The organism is Janibacter sp. Soil728, from assembly GCF_001428305.1.
In the GTDB taxonomy this organism is placed as follows: domain Bacteria; phylum Actinomycetota; class Actinomycetes; order Actinomycetales; family Dermatophilaceae; genus Janibacter.
Genome location: NZ_LMRZ01000001.1, coordinates 508,431 through 521,379, shown reverse-complemented (window position 1 = coordinate 521,379; position 12,949 = coordinate 508,431). Strand labels below are relative to the sequence as shown.

Genomic DNA, 12,949 nt, shown 5'->3' with positions numbered 1-12,949 from the left:
GCCCACCCCCTTCGTCCTCCTGGGTTGGAGGTCGACGCGCGGACGAATCATCCGCGCTCACACCTCCACCCGGCGACGGTCTGGGCGAGGGGGAGCCTCAGCCCGCCAGCACGCCCTCGATCCACCGGGCAGCGGCGAGGACGAGGTCGTCGGAGTGCCGCGGCCCGACGATCTGCAGGCCGACGGGCAGGCCGGCGGCCGTGGTCCCGCAGGGGATGCTGATCGCCGGCTGCTGGGTCATGTTGAAGGGATAGGTGTAAGGGGTCCAGTCGGGCCAGCCGCGCATCCCGCTGCCGGGGGGCACGTCGTGCCCGGCCTCGAAGGCCGCGATCGGCATGGTCGGGGTGAGCAGCAGGTTGTGCTGCTCGTGGAAGGCGCCCATCGTGATGCCGAGCTGGGCCGCCACGCCCCGGGCCTGGAGGTAGTCGACACCGGAGCTGCTCTCCCCTTCGTCCCAGACCCGCCCCAGACCCGGGTCGATGCTCTCGCGAGCGCCGGGCATCCCCCGCAGCAGCGTCGCGGCGCCGGTCGCCCACAGCAGCTCGAAGGCCGCGAGCGGGTTCTCGAAGCCGGGGTCGGCCGCATCGACGGCCAGGCCGGCGGCAGCGATGCGCGCGACGGCCGTGTCGACGACCCGGCCCACCTCGTCGTCGAGATCGACGAAGGCCAGGTCGCGCGAGTACGCGACGTGCAGACCGGTGAGGTCGCGGGCCAGCTCACCGCGGAAGGTGCGCGTCGGCGGGGCGAGCGAGGTCGGGTCGCGCGGGTCTGGCATCGAGAGGATGTCCATGAGCAGCGCCGTGTCCTCGACGGTGCGGGTCACGGGCCCGGCGTGCGCCAGCGGGCCGAAGGGGCTCGCGGGGAACATCGAGATGCGGCCATGCGTCGGCTTGAAGCCGACGACCCCGCAGAAGGACGCAGGGATGCGCACGCTGCCACCGCCATCGGTGCCCACCGCGACCGGCGCCATGCCCGCAGCGACCGCAGCCGCTGCGCCCCCCGACGACCCTCCTGCAGTCGTCGAGGGGTCAGCGGGGTTGCGGGTGATCCCGGTCAGCGGCGAGTCGGTGACGCCCTTCCACGCCAGCTCGGGTGTCGTCGTCTTGCCGACGAAGACCATGCCGTCGGCGCGCAGCCGGGCTGCGACGGGCGAGTCGACATCCCACGCCTGGTCGGGGTCGATCGCCTTGGAGCCGCGAAGGGTGGGCCAGCCCTTGGTGAGGAAGATGTCCTTGATCGAGATGGGCACTCCGTCGAGCAGACCCTGCGGGTGACCCGCACGCCACCGCTCCTGCGAGGCCCGCGCCTGCACGAGCGCCGACTCACGGTCGACGAGGCAGAAGGCGTTGAGGTCACCGTCGGCCGCCTCGATGCGATCGACGACCGCATCGGTCGCCTCCACCGGGGAGAGCTCGCCGGACCCGTAGGCGGCGACGAGCTCGACAGCGGTCATCTCGGTGGGGTTCATGCAGGGCTCCCGTCGGTCGGTACATATCCCAGTGAGGTGTCGACGACGTGCCGCAGCGGCTCCTCGTCGACCCACCGGGTGAAGTTGTCGGCGAAGAGCCGGACGAGCTCATCGCGCCACCCCACGAAGTCCCCCGAGCTGTGCGGGGTGATGACGACATCGGGCAGGTCCCACAGGGGGTGGTCGGCCGGCAGCGGCTCGGTGTCGAGCACGTCGAGGGCAGCGCCGGCGATCGCGCCCTCCTGCAGCGCCGTCACCAGGTCGTCGGTGACGACCGACTCGCCCCGGCCGACGTTGATGAAGCGGGCGTGGTCGGGCATCGCGCGGAATGCTGCGGCGTCGAACATCCCGCGTGTGGCGTCCGTCAGCGGGGCGATGCAGACGACCCAGTCGGCTCCGGCGAGTGCGTGGTGGAGGTCCTCCTGCGCGGTCACCGTCCCGAAGTCCGGGTCGCCGGTGCGGGCGCGGCGGCCGGAGGCGGAGACCTCCATGCCGACGGCGCGCAGGAGTCGGGCGATCGCGCGCCCGATCTGTCCGGTGCCGACGACGAGCACGCGGGAGCCGGCGACCCGCTCGGACTCGCGGTGCACCCAGCGGTGGGCCTGCTGCAGCTCCCACGAGCGCGGCAGACCCTTGGCGATGCTCACGACCTGCCCCAGGACGTACTCAGCGATCGCCTCGTCGAAGACCCCGCGCGAGTTGGTGAGGACGACATCGCTCTCGCGCAGCTGCGGGGAGAGGATCGCGTCGACACCCGTGGAGGCCACGTGGAGCCACTCGAGGGAGTCGGCCGCAGACCACGCGTCGGGGATCGCGGTGGAGAAGAAGTCGTAGGCGAAGAGCACATCGGCGCCGACGATCGCCTCAGGCAGCTCTGCTGCCGTCGCGAAGCGCACCTCGTGCGCCCGCTCGAGGACCGGCGCCATCGCCTGCTCGCTCGGAAGATCTCCGTCGTGGAGCACCACGACCACGGACTGCCTGGGCATGTTGACAACGTAGAAGCGGGTTCCTAGATTGTCAACAATCTGGCAATCCGAGGCGAAGGGTGGTTCTCACGTGGAGCTCACCGGCGTCGAGTTCGACGGACCTCTGGCCCAACGCGGCATCGGGGTCATCGCCCCCTTCGACCTGGCGCTGGAGCGAGAGCTGTGGCGATGGGCGCCGCTGGAGGTCACCTTCCACCTGGCGCGCACCCCCTTCGAGCCGGTGCCGGTCAGCCTCGAGATGGCGGAGCGGGTCTCGGACGTCGGTGCGCTGCAGGCCGCCACCCGTGAGCTCCTCGCGGTCGACCCCGAGGTCGTGGCCTACCTGTGCAGCTCGGGCAGCTTCATCCACGGACGAGACGGCGAGGTCGCGCTCGGCGATGCGATGCGGGCGGCCGGCGCACCGGATGCGGTCACGTCCTCGGGTGCACTGGCCGAGGCCGTCACCTCGCTCGGCCTGCGGCGCATCTCGGTCATCACCCCCTACGACCAGCCGCTCACGGACCGGCTCGTGGAGTTCCTCGGCGAGCTCGGCGTCGAGGTCGTCACCGCGCAGCACCTCGGTCTCGGCGGCGGCATCTGGCGGGTCAACTACCGCACCGTGGCCGAGCTCGTCTGCGCCGCAGACGATCCCGCGAGCGAGGCGCTCTTCGTCTCCTGCACCAACCTGCCGACCTACGACATCATCGACCCGCTCGAGCGTGACCTCGGCAAGCCGGTGCTCACCGCCAACCAGCTCACCGTCTGGGCCTGCCTGGCACGCATGGGACTGCCGATGATGGGACCGGGCAGCTGGCCGGGAGAGGTGGTCGGGCGATGAGCGGGGCGAAGGGAGTCACCGCCGGGATCATCTATCCGGACCACGCCGCCGAGGACGAGTACCACTGGGCCGCAGACCTGCTCGGCGTGCACCTACCGGTGACGCACGTCTACGGCACGGACCTGCACGCGGTGCCCGAGCTGCTCGACCTCGGTCGGCCCGACCGGCTGGCCGAGGGGGCTGCGGCACTCGCAGAGCACGCACCGCGGTCGGTCATATGGGCGTGCACATCGGGCAGCTTCGTCTACGGTCCCGTGGGCGCGCAGCAGCAGATCGACCAGCTCGCCTCCGCTGCAGGCGTGCCCGCGTCGAGCACGAGCGCCGCCTTCGTCGACGCGCTGGCCCACCTCGGCCTGACGCGCGTGGCAGTGGCGGCGAGCTATCCCGAAGACGTCGCGCGGCTCTTCGTCGAATACCTGGCCGCGGCCGGGGTAGAGGTGGTCGCCATGTCGAGCGCGGGCATCGACACCGCCGCCGAGGTCGGCGCCCTCACCCCAGGGCAGGTCGTCGACCTGGCTGCGGCTCACGACCATCCCGAGGCGCAGACGCTTCTCGTCCCGGACACCGCCATGCGTACCCTCAGCGTCATCCCCGACCTGGAGGCACGTCTGGGCAAGCCGGTGCTCACCGCCAACCAGGTGACGATCTGGCAGGCGCTGCGGCTCGCCGGGTCGCAGCCGGCGTCGTCCGTGCTGGGATCCCTCTTCGCGCAAAGGCAGGACCATGCCCGTCAGTGACCTGACCCCCCACCCGCGCCGCTCGACGGTCGAGCACATCGCCGACGAGCTGCGCAGCGCCGTCATGACCGGTCGCCTCGAGCCGGGCGAGCAGCTCGGCGAGGCCGACCTGGCCGCGCACTTCGAGGTCTCGCGGGGTCCGCTGCGCGAGGCCATGCAGCGCCTGGTCTCCGAGGGCATCCTGCACGCCATCACCAACCGTGGGGTCTTCGTCAGCGAGCTGACCCTGGAGGACGTGCGCGATGTCTACCGCACCCGCTCGATCATCGAGCGCGGCGCCCTTGAGGTCGTCCTCGACGAGGGGCATCGCGAGGCGACGACCGACGAGCTCGACGAGGTGGTGCGCCGGATGCGACGGGCAGCGGCGAAGGGGGACGGTCCCGCCGTCTCCGACGCGGACCAGCACTTCCACGAGGTGCTCGTCGAGGCCTCGGGCAGCCCGCGACTCATCCGGGCGATGCGCACCCTGCTCGTCGAGACCCGGATGTGCCTGGGCGAGCTGCGCACGACCTATACCGACCTCGAGGCCCAGGTCGACGAGCACGAGGCCCTGCGGCGCACGATCCTCGAGGCCACCCCCGCCAAGGCCAAGGCGGCCCTGCAGGCCCACCTCGACGACGCCGTCGAGCGGCTGGTGGCCAAGCGGGTCGACGGCGCGGTTGAAGGCGAACGCGACGGCAAGCGGATCAAGCCCTCCGCCTGACCACCCGACCGTGCATTCCCCTATGGCAATGCAGAGTCTTCGCGCATTCCCCTATGGCAATGCAGGGTTCCACCTGCATTGCCATAGGGGAATGCTCGACTCAGGGGATGACGATCTGCGCGCCGTCGAGCAGTCGCAGGTTGGTCGAGGCGAGGTTGAAGGCGGTCTGCCGCATGGGGATCCGCTCGGCGAGCCAGTGCTCGGCGAGCACCGCGACCTTGGATCGCATCTCGGTCGACAGCCGGCGGAAGGAGTCCTCGGGGTCGGTCCCCACCTGCCCCTGCAGCAGCCACCAGGCCCACGCTGCCGCACCGGTGTTGGCGATGAAGTCCGGGACCACGGGGATCCCCTTGGCCACGAGCGTGTCCTCCGCGGCCCACGTGGACGCGGCGTTCGCCGCCTCGACGACGACGCGAGCTGCCACCCCTTCGACATTGTCCTCACGGATCGCGTACGAGACCGCCGCCGGAACGAAGATGTCGGCCGTGATGCCGAGGATCGCGTCGCGGTCGAGCTGCTGCACGCGTGCCGGGACCTGCGAGCGGTCGATCTCGCCGTAGCCATCGCGCAGCTCGAGGAGCGCGTGGACGTCGAGACCGGCGGGGTCGAAGAGCGTCCCGCGGGCGTCCGCGACGGCCGTGACCTTGGCGCCGGCTTCCTGGAGGTACCAGGCAGCGCCACCGCCCATCGTCCCGATGCCCTGGATCGTCACCTCGGTCTCCTCGACCGACCAGCCGAAGCCCTCGGCCACGCCGAGGCAGGCCTGCGCCACCCCGTAGCCGCCGATGATGTCGCCGAGTGGCAACCCGTCGGTCATGACGCCGAGCCCGGCGTGGACACGCTCGAGCGTCGCGGCGGGGTCGGGCGAGCGGGTGATCGCGGCGTGGAAGGACTGGGACAGGCCGATCTCCTCGAAGGCTCCGTCGATGAGCTGCTGGGTCACGCCCAGGTCCTCGGCCGTCACCCAGTGCCCGTCGAGCCACGGACGCATCCGCTCGAAGAACCGGGTGAGCACCCCGAACGCGCGCGGGTCCTTGGGGTCGAAGTCGATGCCACCCTTGGCCCCGCCGACGGGCAGACCGAAGGCCGCGGTCTTGGTCGCCATGCCGCGGGCCAGGTCGGCCACCTCGTCACGGGTGCACCCGGCGCGCATGCGGGTGCCGCCGGTCGCGATGTCGCAGACGAGGGTGTGCACGACCAGGTAGCCGTGGGCTCCGGTTACGGGGTCAACCCAGTGCTCCTCGTGCGCCGGGGCGCGGTCGACGAAATCCTGTGCAGCGTTGGTGGGGTGCGTGAGGGTCATGGCTGAACCACCTCTCTCCGTGGGGACCGATGACTCCAGCGTCGGGCTGTGACACCGCTCACGTCCAGTTACAGAAGATGGGCTCGATCGTGCACCTCCGCTGCACGATGGCTCGGGCCTAGGGTGGCGCCATGGAGCTGTCTCTGCGACGACTGCAGATGCTGCGCGAGCTGCACCGCCGCGGCACGGTCACCGCTGCCGCGCAGGCCCTGCACTACAGCCCGTCCGGCGTCTCCCAGCAGCTCGCCCAGCTCGAGCGCGAGGTGGGCGTGCAGCTCATCGAGAAGACGGGCCGGCGGGTGCAGCTCACCGCCCTGGGGCTGCTGCTGTCCGAGCACGCCGAGGAGATCCTCGCGTCGGTCGAGCGGGCCACGGCGGCCATCGAGCAGGCCCAGTCGGGCATCACCGCTAGGCTGAGCGTGGGGGTGTGGGCCTCCGTCGCGTCGGGCCTGATCCCCCGGGCTCTGTCGGTGCTCGCCGTCGACCACCCCGGCATCGAGGTGAGCACCACCGAGCTGCTCCCGGAGGAGACCGCGAGCGCCGTGCGCGACGGGCGCATGGACGTCTCCTTCGTCATCGACTACTCGAGTCGCACCACCGACTGGGAGCCGACACTGCACCGCTCGGTGGTCGCGGTGGAGAGGCTGCACGCCGCGGTTCCCGAGGGCGCCATCCCGGACGACACGGTGTCGTTGAGTGCGCTGGCCGAGTTCCCCTGGATCCTCGCGGGGGCGCGGTCGCACTTCGGTCGGGCGGTGCGCGCCGAGTGCCACGCGCGGGGCTTCGAGCCGCGGATCGCCCACACCGTGGAGGAGCAGTTCACCGCGCTGGCGATGATCGCCAGCGGTCTCGGCGTCAGCCTCGTCACCGACCTGGGCCTGACCCTGCTGCCGCCCGGCGTCGACGTGGTCCCCCTCGAGGAGCCGATCCTGCGCACCCTGTCGGTCGCCCACCGGGCGACCTCGACGCCTCGTCCCTCCATCGACCTCTTCGTCGAGGCGGTGCGCACCGCCGCCGGGGAGCAAGGACTGGCTCCGGGCGCACCTGAACGCGCATTGCCCTAGGGCAATGCAGGATCTGGGCGTTGCGAACGCGCCGCCGGCGAGAGCAGGAGGGCGGCGCCGGTGCCGATCTGCCAGACGATCACGGCATCGACAGCGAGGCGTTCCACGAGACCGAAGCCGCCGACACCCGTCAGCGCCAGCACGCAGCCGAGCAGGGAGACCAGCGCGCACACCCCCGTCCACACGGCGAGCATCCGGTGGCGCCCGGCCACCGCGGCGGTGATCGCCGCGAGCAGCACCGCCCCGCCGACGATCGCCATGACGGCCCCGAGCCCGTGCATGTTGGCCCGCTCCGCGGTCAGGCCGGTCGGGTAGAGCCCGACGATGATCGTCCCCAGCGCGTGCACGACGGCGAGCGGCAGCACCAGCCACCGGACCCGCGGGACGAAGGGAGCGAGCACCAGCGTCGCGAGCAGCACCCGCGCCCCTGAGGCGATGAAGGTCGCGTTCATCGCCACGTGCCGGGTCGACTCCGCGTGGCCGACATCGGTCCACATGGTCTCGGGCACGCCGAGCGAGCTGATCGCGTCCTGGGTCCAGCTGTACGGACGTCCCTGCCAGCCGCCGACCGCCCACGCCTCACCGAGCAGGTAGGCGATCGCGAGCAGGAGCAGCAGCCCACCGAGGCGGCGGCGCATCACACCCCGGACGAAGGGGGTGATGCCGGCGGGTCCTCGTCGGCGACGCCGTCATCGGGCGCCTGGTCGGCGACGACGTCGACCCCCGTGGCCAGGCCCGAGCGGACCTTGCCCAGGAAGCCGGTGGCCTTGCCTCCCGTGATCCGGTCGACCTCACCCTCCGCCTTGTCGAGGAGGCCGTGGGCCTGGTCGCGGTGCTCGGCGGCGAAGGCGCCGGCAGCGCCCACCGCCTGCTGGGCGAACTTCGCCGCGGCCGCCCCGGCGGCCGCGAGGTGCTTGTCGAGCTCGAGGTCGTCGATCGCCTTGCGGGCGTCTCGCTTGTCGTCGGTCACGGGAGTCACTCCCCCTTCGTCGGCAGGTGGTCGTCCAGCCAGCCGATGACGAGGTCGGTGACCTCGTCTCGGTTGGTCTCGTTGAGCAGCTCGTGGCGAGCGCCCGGGAAGAGCCTGAGGGTGACGTCCTCGACCCCACCGGCGCGGAAGGCCTCGGCGGCCGCACGCACGCCGGCGCCGTCCTTGCCGCCGACCGGGTCCTTCTCGCCCGAGATCACGAGGAGCGGTAGATCGTGGGGGACACGCGCTGCCAGCCCCTGCAGCCGGTTGACGCCACCGAGGAGGTCGGCGAAGAAGCCGGAGGTGAAGACCTCACCGCAGCGGGGGTCGTCGATGTACGCCTGGACCTCGGCCCGGTCACGAGAGAGCCAGCCGAACTCCCCCTCGGCCGTGAAGGGCTTGTTGTACGCGCCGAAGGTCATCGCATCCATGAGCTTGGACGTGTGGCGGCGACCGCGAAGGCGCGCCTCGACGCTCGCCAGTCCCTGGCCGACCTTGCCCAGCAGGCCCGGGTGTGCCGCGGTCCCGCTCAGGACGGCGCCGACGAGGTCCTGCCCGTAGCGGGTGATGTAGTCGCGGCCGAGGAGGGAACCCATCGAGTGGCCGAAGAAGAACAGCGGCAGTCCCGGGTGCGCCGCGGCGATGGCCAGGCCCACGGTGTGCATGTCCTCGACGACGGTGTCCCAGCCGTGGTCATCGGCGTAGTAGCCGCGGTCCTCCTGCTCGCTCGAGGTCTCGCCATGGCCCCGGTGGTCGTGCATCCAGGCGATGTAGCCGGCGTCGGTCAGTGCCTGGGCGAAGCGCTCGTAGCGCGCGGAGTGCTCGGCCATGCCGTGGGCCATCTGCACGACGCCCTTGGCCTCGCCCTCTGGCTGCCAGGTGCGCACGAAGAGTGGCAACCCGTCCTGCGGGGAGGTGATGGTCGTCGTCTCTGAACGCATGCAGTCAGACTAGTGGCGAGCACCCTCAGGAGACCTTCAGTTGACGGTGCAATAATCCCGGCATTCCCGCCCCCCGCCTACCCCGAGGGACCCATGAGCAGCAAGAAGTCGATGTCCGCCCGCGATGCCAAGCTCGCCGAGGCTCGCAAGAAGGCCCAGTCCGCCGAGCGCCGGCGCTCCCTCCTGCTGGCAGGTGCCGCAGCCGTGGTGATCGCGCTCATCGGAGGTGCCGTGGGGTACGCCATCATCAGCGAGCGCGACGAGCGCCAGGCCGCGGGAGACCTGTCGGGGGTCAAGACCTTCGACTACAAGGGCGGCAACCACGTCGACGGCAAGGTCGACTACAAGGAGTCGCCGCCGGTCGGTGGGGAGCACAACGCGGTGTGGCTCAACTGCGGCACCTATGACACCCCGGTGCCCGACGAGCACGCCGTCCACTCCCTCGAGCACGGCGCCGTGTGGATCACCTACGAGCCCGGCCTGCCCGAGGCCGACGTCAAGAAGCTCGACGACGCGCTGCCCGACACCTACACGGTCCTCTCCCCCTACGAGGGCAAGATGCCGAGCCCGATCGTCCTGTCGGCCTGGGGGCACCAGCTCACGGTCGACTCCGCTGATGACCCGCGGATCAAGGGCTTCATCAAGGAGTACCGCGAGGGCAAGCAGACCCCCGAGCCGGGCGCTGCCTGCACCGGTGGGGTGACCCCCGAGACGAGCCTGGTCAAGTGACCCCGCGGGTCGTCCTCGCCGCGGTCGTCGCGCTCGCGATCGGCCTCGTCGCCGGTCTGGCGCTGGCCCGCGTCGGCGGGGACGACCCCCCGGGCGACGACAGCGTCGCTGCGGGCTTCGCCCGCGACATGCAGACGCACCACGACCAGGCCGTCGAGATGTCGTGGATCATCCACGACCGCACCGACGACAAGCTCGTGCGCTCGCTCGCCTATGACATCGCCCGCACTCAGGAGTCCCAGTCCGGGCAGATGGCCGGGTGGCTACAGGTATGGGGCCTCTCCCCGACCGGTCCGGGTGAGCAGATGGACTGGATGAAGGGGCTGGGCCACGAGCACGGCGCCGCCATGACCCTCGGCGATGACGGCCTGATGCCCGGCATGGCCTCCTCTGCCGAGATCACCGAGCTCGAGGGCCTGCGGGGCAAGAAGGCCGAGATCTACTACCTGCAGCTGATGATCCGCCACCACAAGGCCGGCGTGCCCATGGCCGAGGCAGCTCGCGACTACTCGAAGAACGACGCGGTCGAGACCCTCGCCCAGTCGATCATCAACAGCCAGACCACCGAGGTCGAGACGATGACGACGATGCTCGAGGAGCGCGGCGCCACGCCCCTGCCCGACGACGCTCCCTGAGGAGCTTGCGCAGCAAGCGTCTCGAAGGGAGTGTGGCCACATGGACTTCAGCATCGACACGATCAGGGCGGCGGCGCAGCGGCTCGAGGGCAAGGTGCGGCGGACCCCCCTTCTCTCCTCGCCGATGCTCGACGAGCTCACGGGCGCAACGGTCCTCGTCAAGGCGGAGGCACTGCAGCTGACCGGTTCCTTCAAGATCCGTGGTGCGCTCAACACCCTGCTCTCCCTGAGCGACGAGGAGCGGGTCGCGGGGGTGCTCGCGTTTTCGACCGGCAACCACGGGCAGGCCGTCGCGGCGTCGGCTCGGATGACCGGGTCCACCGCGACGATCGTCATGCCGCAGGATGCCCCGCGGATCAAGGTCGACGGCTGCCGGTGGTGGGGAGCGGAGGTCGTCTTCTACGACCCGGCGACCCAGGACCGCGAGGAGGTCGGCCGCGAGCTCGTCGCCGAGCGCGGCCTGACCCTCGTGCACCCCTACGACGACGTCCGCGTCATGTCCGGTCAGGGGACGGTGGGTCTGGAGATCGTCGACCAGCTGGGCGAAGGGGGGCACTCCCCCGACGCGATCGTCCTCCCGTGCAGTGGTGGTGGGCTCTCCTCAGGGACCATCGAGGCGGTGCGGCACTCGCTGCCGGGGGTCACCCCCTTCGTCGTGGAGCGGGCCGGCTACCCCAAGATGGCGCGCTCCCTCGCCTCCGGGCAGGTGGCGAAGGTGCCGGCGGTGCCGGTCTTCCTCGATGCGATCGGCTCACCGACGGTCGGTCAGCACACGCTCGCCGCCCTCTCCCGACACCCGGTCGAGGCACTGGAGGTCACCGACGACCAGGCGCGGGTCGCGATGCGCGAGGCCGTGCGCACGCTGAAGCTCGTCGTCGAGCCGGGCGGGTCTGCCGCGCTGGCCGCCGTCCTGGCACACCCGGAGCGCTTCGCCGGGCAGACCGTCGTCGTCGTGGCCAGCGGTGGCAATGTCGACGCGTCGGTCCTGGCCGAGGTGCTCGCCACCGCTGCCTGAGGAGGTTGCGCAGCAACCGTCTCGAAGGGCCGACCCGACTCAGTCCTGGGGGAGCGTGGCGACCTGACCGGCCCGCTCCAGGCCGGCCGCGACGAAACCGCTGCTCTTGAGCTCCTCGACGACGACGGTCAGCTCGCTCGCGAGCGACTCCGGACGGTCGCGGGGGATCGCGACCGCCTGGCGGATCGTCTGGAAGGCGGGCTCGAGCACGGTCAGTCCGTTGTCCTGCGCATAGGTGGTCACCGGCTGGCGGACCCCGGCGAGGACGTCGGCGCCGCCCTCGTAGACCTCCTCGGCCTCGTCCCCGCGCAGGATCGTCGCGTGCTGGATCGTGCGGGTGAGGTAGAGGTCGTAGGCCGAGCCGCTCCGGACCGCGATCTCGATGCTCTCGCGGTCGACATCCGTCATGGTGAGGTCGGTGTCGCCCGTGGCGAAGACTCCTTCGATCTCGACATAGGGGGCCGTGAAGCGCACTCCCTCCTCGCGGGCCGGCTCGATCGCGAGGAAACCGAGGTCCGCTCGACCTTCGACGAGCGCCGCGTACGAGTGGCGCGCCGCCGTGACGGTCGTGAGCTCGAGCTCGACCCCGAGACGCGCCGCCAGCTCGCGAGCGATGTCGACGGTGACGCCGGTGGGCGCCTCGGAGGTGCCCTGCGCCAGCACCGGGTTGCCGAGGTTGATGACGGCGCGGAGGGAGCCGGTCGGGCAGAGCCGGCGCAGGGAGTCGGAGGCAGAGGTCATACGGGCATCCGATCACAGCGGCTGGATCGACGCTTAGATGGTCCTCAATGACGCGGACCTGGTCATAGGTGCTCGCGCCGAACTTGTTCCGCAGGGGCGGGGTATCCGGTAGCATGCAATGGAAGCCACCGTCCTGCTGGGACGGTCGGAAGTGAGAGCCGAGACCCCCGCCGTATGACGGGACTCGGCTCTTGCGCTATTCCAAGGTGATATCGACGCGGTGCACCCGCGCGGCCATCGCCTCGGTGAGCCACCGTTGCTCTCCAGCCTCAGAAAGCCCGATCGCTCCCAGCACTTGGTCCGGCAGCCACAACAGGGGCTCCTGAGATGGCAAGCCGAACTCAAGCCGAATCCCCGAGGGGATACGCCTGGCCCCTCGAAGTCGATCTATCAGCTTCATGTCTCGGTCGTTGAGACTCGGAGTGCGGGTCTCCATGACGAGGCGAGTCGCCCCGTACAGCTCCAGCTCGTGCAGCATCCGCTCGACGCACTTCGCCCTGGCGCGTTGTTGGCGGGCTGGGTCCGTCGGCGCGGCGATGACAACGACATGCTGCGCAGGCAGGGTCTCGACTGCGGCCATGACCCTTCGGCGACGCTGCGAGTCGGCACCGTGCCAATGCAATTTCGGACCGCTTCGTGGCAGAGCGAGTAGGGCGCTTCGGCAAGTGTCGTAGTCGTCCATGTCGATGATCGCGGCGCCGAGGAAGTAGACGGCGCCCTCCCCGCGTGCACTGCGGCGCATGCTCTCGTCGCCCCAGGCGCAGAAGTCGGCAGTCACGCGAGAAGTGTGCCAGCGCCCGCCGACGGCCCTCTGAGACCATCAATACCGAACACAACGTC

The 12,949-nt window shown here is 70.8% G+C and carries 15 protein-coding genes; 7 read left to right on the top strand and 8 right to left on the bottom strand.

The window, feature by feature from the left end:
- Positions 1–97 precede the first annotated feature (97 nt).
- The gene (locus ASG73_RS02525) at positions 98–1,468 is read right to left on the bottom strand and encodes an amidase (protein WP_055990271.1); all 1,371 of its coding nucleotides are present in this window, start codon (positions 1,466–1,468) and stop codon (positions 98–100) included.
- Positions 1,465–2,454, bottom strand: a complete 990-nt coding sequence (locus ASG73_RS02520) for a D-2-hydroxyacid dehydrogenase (RefSeq protein ID WP_055990268.1) — start codon at positions 2,452–2,454, stop codon at positions 1,465–1,467. The genes ASG73_RS02525 and ASG73_RS02520 overlap by 4 nt, the downstream gene beginning before the upstream one ends.
- A 70-nt stretch (positions 2,455–2,524) precedes the next feature.
- Between ASG73_RS02520 and ASG73_RS02515 the strand changes: the two genes are divergently transcribed.
- From ASG73_RS02515 to ASG73_RS02505, 3 genes are read left to right on the top strand one after another with little or no spacing between them, the layout of a single operon-like run.
- Entirely contained in the window at positions 2,525–3,271 is a 747-nt protein-coding gene (locus tag ASG73_RS02515; RefSeq protein WP_055990265.1) for a maleate cis-trans isomerase family protein, read from the top strand.
- Positions 3,268–4,008 carry a maleate cis-trans isomerase family protein gene (locus ASG73_RS02510; RefSeq protein WP_055990262.1) on the top strand — a complete coding sequence of 247 codons (741 nt, stop codon included), beginning with the start codon at positions 3,268–3,270 and terminating at the stop codon, positions 4,006–4,008. The genes ASG73_RS02515 and ASG73_RS02510 overlap by 4 nt, the downstream gene beginning before the upstream one ends.
- Positions 3,995–4,711: a GntR family transcriptional regulator gene (locus ASG73_RS02505; protein WP_055990260.1), complete on the top strand. Its 717-nt coding sequence runs from the start codon at positions 3,995–3,997 to the stop codon at positions 4,709–4,711. Before ASG73_RS02510 ends, ASG73_RS02505 begins: the two co-directional genes overlap by 14 nt.
- Before the next feature lie 100 nt (positions 4,712–4,811).
- Here ASG73_RS02505 and ASG73_RS02500 read toward each other — a convergent pair whose 3' ends face one another.
- Entirely contained in the window at positions 4,812–6,014 is a 1,203-nt protein-coding gene (locus ASG73_RS02500) for a Glu/Leu/Phe/Val dehydrogenase dimerization domain-containing protein (RefSeq protein WP_055990257.1), read from the bottom strand.
- A gap of 131 nt (positions 6,015–6,145) precedes the next feature.
- On the opposite strand from ASG73_RS02500, the gene ASG73_RS02495 reads away from it, so the two are divergent.
- Positions 6,146–7,078, top strand: coding sequence for a LysR family transcriptional regulator (locus ASG73_RS02495; RefSeq protein WP_055990254.1), 933 nt, complete (start codon positions 6,146–6,148; stop codon positions 7,076–7,078).
- On the opposite strand, the gene ASG73_RS02490 is transcribed toward ASG73_RS02495, so the two are convergent.
- The 3 genes from ASG73_RS02490 to ASG73_RS02480 are packed head-to-tail and all read right to left on the bottom strand — an operon-like array spanning position 7,075 to position 8,989.
- Positions 7,075–7,716, bottom strand: a complete 642-nt coding sequence (locus ASG73_RS02490; protein WP_055990251.1) for a DUF998 domain-containing protein — start codon at positions 7,714–7,716, stop codon at positions 7,075–7,077. The genes ASG73_RS02495 and ASG73_RS02490 overlap by 4 nt on opposite strands.
- A complete protein-coding gene (locus ASG73_RS02485; RefSeq protein ID WP_055990248.1) occupies positions 7,716–8,048 on the bottom strand; it encodes a hypothetical protein in 333 nt (110 codons plus the stop codon). The genes ASG73_RS02490 and ASG73_RS02485 overlap by 1 nt, the downstream gene beginning before the upstream one ends.
- A gap of 5 nt (positions 8,049–8,053) precedes the next feature.
- Positions 8,054–8,989, bottom strand: coding sequence for an alpha/beta hydrolase (locus ASG73_RS02480; RefSeq protein ID WP_055990245.1), 936 nt, complete (start codon positions 8,987–8,989; stop codon positions 8,054–8,056).
- Between the two features lie 93 nt (positions 8,990–9,082).
- Between ASG73_RS02480 and ASG73_RS02475 the strand changes: the two genes are divergently transcribed.
- The 3 genes from ASG73_RS02475 to ASG73_RS02465 are packed head-to-tail and all read left to right on the top strand — an operon-like array spanning position 9,083 to position 11,368.
- Positions 9,083–9,718, top strand: a complete 636-nt coding sequence (locus tag ASG73_RS02475; RefSeq protein WP_055990242.1) for a DUF3105 domain-containing protein — start codon at positions 9,083–9,085, stop codon at positions 9,716–9,718.
- Positions 9,715–10,353, top strand: a complete 639-nt coding sequence (locus ASG73_RS02470) for a DUF305 domain-containing protein (protein ID WP_055990239.1) — start codon at positions 9,715–9,717, stop codon at positions 10,351–10,353. The genes ASG73_RS02475 and ASG73_RS02470 overlap by 4 nt, the downstream gene beginning before the upstream one ends.
- Positions 10,354–10,393: 40 nt before the next feature.
- Positions 10,394–11,368 carry a threonine ammonia-lyase gene (locus ASG73_RS02465; RefSeq protein ID WP_055990236.1) on the top strand — a complete coding sequence of 325 codons (975 nt, stop codon included), beginning with the start codon at positions 10,394–10,396 and terminating at the stop codon, positions 11,366–11,368.
- A 39-nt stretch (positions 11,369–11,407) separates the two neighbouring features.
- Here ASG73_RS02465 and ASG73_RS02460 read toward each other — a convergent pair whose 3' ends face one another.
- The gene (locus ASG73_RS02460; protein ID WP_055990233.1) at positions 11,408–12,109 is read right to left on the bottom strand and encodes a transporter substrate-binding domain-containing protein; all 702 of its coding nucleotides are present in this window, start codon (positions 12,107–12,109) and stop codon (positions 11,408–11,410) included.
- A gap of 196 nt (positions 12,110–12,305) precedes the next feature.
- Positions 12,306–12,887 carry a hypothetical protein gene (locus ASG73_RS02455; RefSeq protein WP_055990230.1) on the bottom strand — a complete coding sequence of 194 codons (582 nt, stop codon included), beginning with the start codon at positions 12,885–12,887 and terminating at the stop codon, positions 12,306–12,308.
- Positions 12,888–12,949 lie beyond the last annotated feature (62 nt).

Coding starts and splice junctions, on each gene's coding strand:
- ASG73_RS02510 (WP_055990262.1), top strand. CDS start 3,268: ATGAGCGGGGCGAAGGGAGTCACCGCCGGGATCATCTATCCGGACCAC.
- ASG73_RS02505 (WP_055990260.1), top strand. CDS start 3,995: ATGCCCGTCAGTGACCTGACCCCCCACCCGCGCCGCTCGACGGTCGAG.
- ASG73_RS02465 (WP_055990236.1), top strand. CDS start 10,394: ATGGACTTCAGCATCGACACGATCAGGGCGGCGGCGCAGCGGCTCGAG.
- ASG73_RS02495 (WP_055990254.1), top strand. CDS start 6,146: ATGGAGCTGTCTCTGCGACGACTGCAGATGCTGCGCGAGCTGCACCGC.
- ASG73_RS02500 (WP_055990257.1), bottom strand. CDS start 6,014: ATGACCCTCACGCACCCCACCAACGCTGCACAGGATTTCGTCGACCGC.
- ASG73_RS02460 (WP_055990233.1), bottom strand. CDS start 12,109: ATGACCTCTGCCTCCGACTCCCTGCGCCGGCTCTGCCCGACCGGCTCC.
- ASG73_RS02490 (WP_055990251.1), bottom strand. CDS start 7,716: ATGCGCCGCCGCCTCGGTGGGCTGCTGCTCCTGCTCGCGATCGCCTAC.
- ASG73_RS02475 (WP_055990242.1), top strand. CDS start 9,083: ATGAGCAGCAAGAAGTCGATGTCCGCCCGCGATGCCAAGCTCGCCGAG.
- ASG73_RS02520 (WP_055990268.1), bottom strand. CDS start 2,454: ATGCCCAGGCAGTCCGTGGTCGTGGTGCTCCACGACGGAGATCTTCCG.
- ASG73_RS02480 (WP_055990245.1), bottom strand. CDS start 8,989: ATGCGTTCAGAGACGACGACCATCACCTCCCCGCAGGACGGGTTGCCA.
- ASG73_RS02525 (WP_055990271.1), bottom strand. CDS start 1,468: ATGAACCCCACCGAGATGACCGCTGTCGAGCTCGTCGCCGCCTACGGG.